Here is a 4,763-nt window from a genome sequence, read left to right as displayed (position 1 = left end):
CTCGCGGCAGATCTCGGAACGGGCTGCGGCTTGAGCGATGCCTGGACTGTGCGTAGACTGTGCATCCTCTCACACCGCTCCTCAGGTGCAACGCCATGGTTGCGATCTTCGCAGACGTGCTCGAATCGACGCGGGAGCCCGGGACCTCGCGCTTCTCGGCCGTCGGTGTTGCCGACATGCTCGGCCTGCAGCAGCAGGATCTGGCCGCGCTGGCCGGGGTCCACCGCAACACCCTGCGCACCCATCCGGAATCGCCAAGACTCCAATCCGCCCTGCGTGACCTGATGCGCCTGGTGTCGGCGGCAACGGCGGTGCAGCCGGACCCACAACGCGCCCTCTTTCTGATCAAGAACGAGCCCATTCCAGCGTTTCGTCACCAGACCCTGTTACAACTGGTCCAGGATGGTCGGACCGAGGACGCAATCGGCTACCTGGAGTCCATCAGCGCTGGGTTTGTCGGATGATTCGCGTCGATCTGCGGCTCGGCGCACGAAGGCGGCACCAACGTCGTCGTCTTCACCGACCGGCTCAAGGATGGCAACGTGGTCACCGTCAACGACCCCGATGGGCGGCTTCCCCGCGACCAGTCCAGCTGGGCGCGCTGATCGTCCCACAGGCTGCCGGGTTCCTGCCAACGCTGAGAACAGCATGCATGCTGGTGATCCCTATGCGAGCATAAGGCCCACGCGCTAAGCCGATCGCCAACCCGATGCCAACCAGCACCCATACGGCCACCATGACGACCCTGTTCTCGATCATCGAATCCCCCGGCCATCCCCGGCTCGAGGCGCTCTACCAGCGCATGGGGATCACCCAGATCAAGCTCCCGTCGCAGCGCAAAGCGCTCCAGGCGCTCAAGCACAGCGCACCCGACTGGGTGATGGCCGAATTCTTCTACGGCTTCGGTAACAACTACGCCGGTGCCAATGTCTGCAACCTCGATGTCTTGCTCGCCAGCCTGCGCAAGCAGGCGCCCGAGGCACGGGTCATCGTCCTGGTCAGCAAAGAGCAGGCCCAGTATGTCCCGCTGCTGGCCGAGCGGTTTCCGCTGCATGCGGTCTTGACGCTGCCGGTGACCGAGACGGATGTCGAAGCGGTCCTGGCTGCCGATGCGGCCTCCCGATGACAGACCCTGACCAACAGGCCGCAGCCGCGCGCCAGGTGCTCGCCGGCCGCTTCCACGCTGTGCTCTCGACCCCCTGTTGCGTCCAATCGGCTCGCCCGCAGAGGCGCGTGAGGTCCTCGTCGCGATGGCCGCTCAACCGGGAGGAGACTGAGTATGCCCCACTTTGAACCCTGCCACGGCAAGGACGCCTGTCGAGACGACGGCGAACGCTGTCTGACCTGCGGTCGACCCTTGAACGAGATCGCCCGGCTGCGGGCTGCCATCGACGAGCTGGCCAGTCTGGCGCTGGACGCGGATTATGAGAACGACGAGGAGTATGCCGCCTACGTCGCGCGCAAGCTGGTCAAGACCATTCGCCATCGTCGGGAACAGCTGGCATGAGCCGTCTCTTGATCGATCCCTTCAAGCGAGAAGAGAGCATGTGGTTTTCGACCGACACCCAAGGCCGGGAAGAGGCCATCATTGAGCTGTTCCGCGCCACCTTCACTGCATCCGAAGGTGCGGAAGAGGGCTCGCTGATCGGCAATCTGGTGCAAAATCTGCTCGCCAGCACGGCGGCCCAGGATCGCTTTGCCTTCATGGCTGAAGACGACGGGGCGATCAACGCTGGCATTTTCTTCTCACGGCTGACCTACGAACAGGATGAGCGGGCGGTATTCGTGCTCGCCCCGGTCGCCGTGGCCACCGATCAGCAAGGCAAGGGCATCGGGCAACGCCTACTGAACCAGGGCCTGGCCACGCTGCGCAGCGCCGGCGTCGACATCGCCATGACCTACGGCGATCCCGGCTACTACACCAAGGTCGGCTTCAGGCCGATCAGTGAGGCGGATGCACCCGCCCCCTTCAAGCTGAGCCGTCCAGAAGGCTGGCTGGCACTGTCGTTGACGGACCGGGCGATGACGCCGCTCAAAGGACCATCCCGCTGCGTCGAGGCACTCAACGATCCGGTGTTCTGGTAGGAGCTCACTGCATGGACTCGAACAACCTCGGACCCGGTCACGACAGCAAGCAGCCCGACTCAGTCAGCCACCATCCAGCGTCGCTCGCCGCACTTGGCTGGCAACCCTGGTTCGCGCAACAGACCAGCCCGGAGGCCCTCTCAGCAACGCCCCCAGCCCGCGTCGTCGCCGTGCATCGCAGCGGCCTGCAGATCCTGGGCGCTGGCATCGACGAGACCCTGCCACCGCGCGCCGATGCGACCGCCGGCGACTGGCTGCTGCTCGATCACGCCTGGGCCTGCTGCACGAAGCAGCTGCGCGCCCGGCTTGTTCGACAACAGCGCGCACGGGTGGCGTCCACGGAGCGCCGCAATGAGCCCGCAGCAAGCCAGACGTCCAGGCGAGATCGCCGTAGAACCCTGCCAAGCGTCGGAGGCTTCGCTCCAGTACATCGGACGCATCCACACCCCCTGGCAGCGACGCGAGGACTGCCCACGCCAGGGTGACCTGGATGGTCCGGCGTGTCGGATCGAGGTCTTCCAGCCCTGGGATCAGGCGCTGGCCGGACTCGAGCCGCAGTGCTCGCTGGAGGTGCTCTATTGGCTCCACCATTCCCGGCGTGACCTGGTCTTGCAATGCCCGAGAGGACGCGATCAGCCCCTCGGCACCCTTTGCGCTGCGCTCGACGGTGCGGCCGAACCCGATTGGCAGCAGTCTGGTGACGCTGATCGGGATCGAAGGCCGGATGCTGCGGGTGCGTGGCCTGGATTGCCTGGATGGCACGCCCTTGCTGGACCTGAAGCCGGCCCGCTCAGCGTTCATGACGACCCACTCAGGAGCCTGATGACCAGCGTGCCGAGCGCGGTGCCACTGGACCGGCTCGCTGAACGAACGCAGGCGATCGCGAATGCGGATCGGGCCAGCGTCAGTACGTGTGGCGCTGATGCAGACGATGCGCAATCGAGCTTTGATGCCGAGGGCGGACTCTGGCCCTCAGCCGGCTATCAGGCCCAGGTCGAACGCCTGCGTGCTGCGGTCGGTGAGCAGATCTACCTCGCCGAACTGCGCGAGACCGAGGTTCAGCTGAGTGTTCAGCTCACCGATCGGGCCTATGAGCTGCTTGGCGTGATCGATTTCCCGCGCCCGGACCCGGCGCGTGGGCTGGCGCCACATCTGATCCTGCTCGACGACGGGCGCGGTGTGAATCTCGGGCGCATCGCACGTATCAGTCTCCAACCCTTTCAGCCCGCCGATGACCAGCTGCTCTATCTCGACCGCGCGGCCGATCAGACCCTATTGTTCGCTGATCGGCGCCTGTCGCCGCACTTCATCGCCGAGCGCACCCAGGCCGTGCTTGGGCAGGTGCTGGGGCGATCAGCCGCCGCTCCGCAGTCACAGCTTGCGTCTGTGAGGTCGAGTACGGGTGAAGACTAGATAGCCATCCAATCGGCCCCGACAGACCATCATCAATCCTCTACAGGACACCTTCGACCATGTTCGACTGGCTCGACCACCTGCCGCTCGGCCTACTGCTGATCATCGCGCTGACGCTGGGGCTCGCCCCCTTCGTGCCCGAGCCCCATGTCTGGGAGAAGCTCAAGATGCTCGCCGACGGCACGCTGGTGCGGCCGATCGACATCTTCGATCTCCTGCTGCACGGCATCCCCTGGCTGCTGGTGCTGGCTAAGCTTGGGCGCTTGGGCTGGGCGCGGATGCGCTGAGCGATCGATCACTCGACGTCCGTTTGCGCCTTCACCATGCGATGGTCGATTTCTCCTTGTGTAAAGGCCGAGGCGCAGGACTATGCACCGCTTGTGGATGAGGACGACTGATGACTGAATCGAGTGCCGAGCGAACCCGCGCGCCTAACGGGCATGGTGCCGGCGCCACCCCAGCAGATGAATCGTGCGAGATTCCCGTTAACCCCGGCAGCGGGTCCGATGCCGACGTGACGCCAGCGGATGGGGCAGGGGGGCGTGATCGTGATCTCGCGACGGATCTGCGCCAAGCGCCACTGCTCGCAGCCTTGAGTCCGGCGCAGTTAGCACGCCTGTTACAACGCGCGAGTCAGGTCCGGCTTGCCGCCGGGCAGATGCTCTTTCGCCAAGAGGAACCGGCAGCGCGGTTTTACTTCGTGCGCTCGGGCCAAATCCGTCTATTCCGCCTCTCCAGCGACGGCGGCGAGAAGATCATCGAACTGATCCGTGCCGGTCAGACCTTCGCCGAGGCGCTCCTGTTCATGGGCACCGGGCGTTATCCGGTCTGCGCCGCGGCGCTGACCGAGGCCCAAGTGGTGTCGATCGATGCCGCCGACTTTGCCGCCATGCTGCGCGAATCGCCAGAGACCTGCTTCGCCTTACTCGGCGATCTGAGCCGGCGTTTGCATACCATGATCGCCGAGGCTCAGCTTGGCAGCCTCGGCTGGCGCAAAGCGGCACCAGCGACTCCGATCTCGCGCAGGATGCACGTTTCTCGCTCGCGTGCGATCTGCTGGCCGAGCCCGCGCTGAACATCTGAAGCGGTTCACCTCAGGCCATTCACCCCAGCACGCAGCGATTTCGGCCTTGCTCCTTAGCGGCGTATAGCGCCTGATCAACGCGCCGAAAGAGGGTATCGACGCTGTCATCCGGCGCGAACTGAGCAATCCCGAGGCTGATCGTCAGTCGCGCAACGCCGGGGAACCGGGCCTCGGCGACCGC

The 4,763-nt window shown here is 65.2% G+C and carries 10 protein-coding genes; 8 read left to right on the top strand and 2 right to left on the bottom strand.

Going from position 1 to position 4,763, the window contains the following annotated elements; genetic code table 11:
• The first annotated feature begins 95 nt into the window (after positions 1–95).
• The 4 genes from ACLFQI_RS11695 to ACLFQI_RS11680 all read left to right on the top strand — a co-directional run bounded on the left by ACLFQI_RS11695 (position 96) and on the right by ACLFQI_RS11680 (position 2,085).
• Positions 96–464 (top strand): DNA-binding protein, encoded by a 369-nt coding sequence (locus tag ACLFQI_RS11695; RefSeq protein ID WP_410759538.1) that lies wholly within the window; start codon positions 96–98, stop codon positions 462–464.
• Between the two features lie 245 nt (positions 465–709).
• Positions 710–1,126 (top strand): hypothetical protein, encoded by a 417-nt coding sequence (locus tag ACLFQI_RS11690; RefSeq protein WP_410759536.1) that lies wholly within the window; start codon positions 710–712, stop codon positions 1,124–1,126.
• A 153-nt stretch (positions 1,127–1,279) separates the two neighbouring features.
• Complete coding sequence (locus tag ACLFQI_RS11685) at positions 1,280–1,507, top strand: hypothetical protein (protein WP_410759534.1); 228 nt, start codon at positions 1,280–1,282, stop codon at positions 1,505–1,507.
• Positions 1,504–2,085, top strand: a complete 582-nt coding sequence (locus ACLFQI_RS11680) for a GNAT family N-acetyltransferase (RefSeq protein ID WP_410759532.1) — start codon at positions 1,504–1,506, stop codon at positions 2,083–2,085. Before ACLFQI_RS11685 ends, ACLFQI_RS11680 begins: the two co-directional genes overlap by 4 nt.
• 140 nt (positions 2,086–2,225) lie before the next feature.
• Here ACLFQI_RS11680 and ACLFQI_RS11675 read toward each other — a convergent pair whose 3' ends face one another.
• Positions 2,226–2,354: a hypothetical protein gene (locus ACLFQI_RS11675; protein WP_410759530.1), complete on the bottom strand. Its 129-nt coding sequence runs from the start codon at positions 2,352–2,354 to the stop codon at positions 2,226–2,228.
• A 329-nt stretch (positions 2,355–2,683) separates the two neighbouring features.
• On the opposite strand from ACLFQI_RS11675, the gene ACLFQI_RS11670 reads away from it, so the two are divergent.
• The 4 genes from ACLFQI_RS11670 (at position 2,684) to ACLFQI_RS11655 (ending at position 4,573) form a co-directional block, all read left to right on the top strand.
• Positions 2,684–2,908 carry a TrmO family methyltransferase gene (locus ACLFQI_RS11670; RefSeq protein ID WP_410759528.1) on the top strand — a complete coding sequence of 75 codons (225 nt, stop codon included), beginning with the start codon at positions 2,684–2,686 and terminating at the stop codon, positions 2,906–2,908.
• Entirely contained in the window at positions 2,908–3,498 is a 591-nt protein-coding gene (locus ACLFQI_RS11665) for a hypothetical protein (RefSeq protein ID WP_410759526.1), read from the top strand. The genes ACLFQI_RS11670 and ACLFQI_RS11665 overlap by 1 nt, the downstream gene beginning before the upstream one ends.
• Positions 3,499–3,557: 59 nt before the next feature.
• A complete protein-coding gene (locus ACLFQI_RS11660) occupies positions 3,558–3,785 on the top strand; it encodes an RND transporter (RefSeq protein WP_410759524.1) in 228 nt (75 codons plus the stop codon).
• Positions 3,786–3,895: 110 nt separating this feature from the next.
• Positions 3,896–4,573 carry a Crp/Fnr family transcriptional regulator gene (locus ACLFQI_RS11655; RefSeq protein WP_410759522.1) on the top strand — a complete coding sequence of 226 codons (678 nt, stop codon included), beginning with the start codon at positions 3,896–3,898 and terminating at the stop codon, positions 4,571–4,573.
• A 28-nt stretch (positions 4,574–4,601) separates the two neighbouring features.
• Here ACLFQI_RS11655 and ACLFQI_RS11650 read toward each other — a convergent pair whose 3' ends face one another.
• Positions 4,602–4,721, bottom strand: a complete 120-nt coding sequence (locus ACLFQI_RS11650; protein WP_410759540.1) for a diguanylate cyclase domain-containing protein — start codon at positions 4,719–4,721, stop codon at positions 4,602–4,604.
• Positions 4,722–4,763 lie beyond the last annotated feature (42 nt).

It is taken from the genome of Halochromatium sp. (genome assembly GCF_046541315.1).
Classification (GTDB): domain Bacteria; phylum Pseudomonadota; class Gammaproteobacteria; order Chromatiales; family Chromatiaceae; genus Lamprobacter.
Note: the sequence above shows the minus strand (reverse complement) of the source record. Positions and strands in the feature narration are given on the sequence as shown.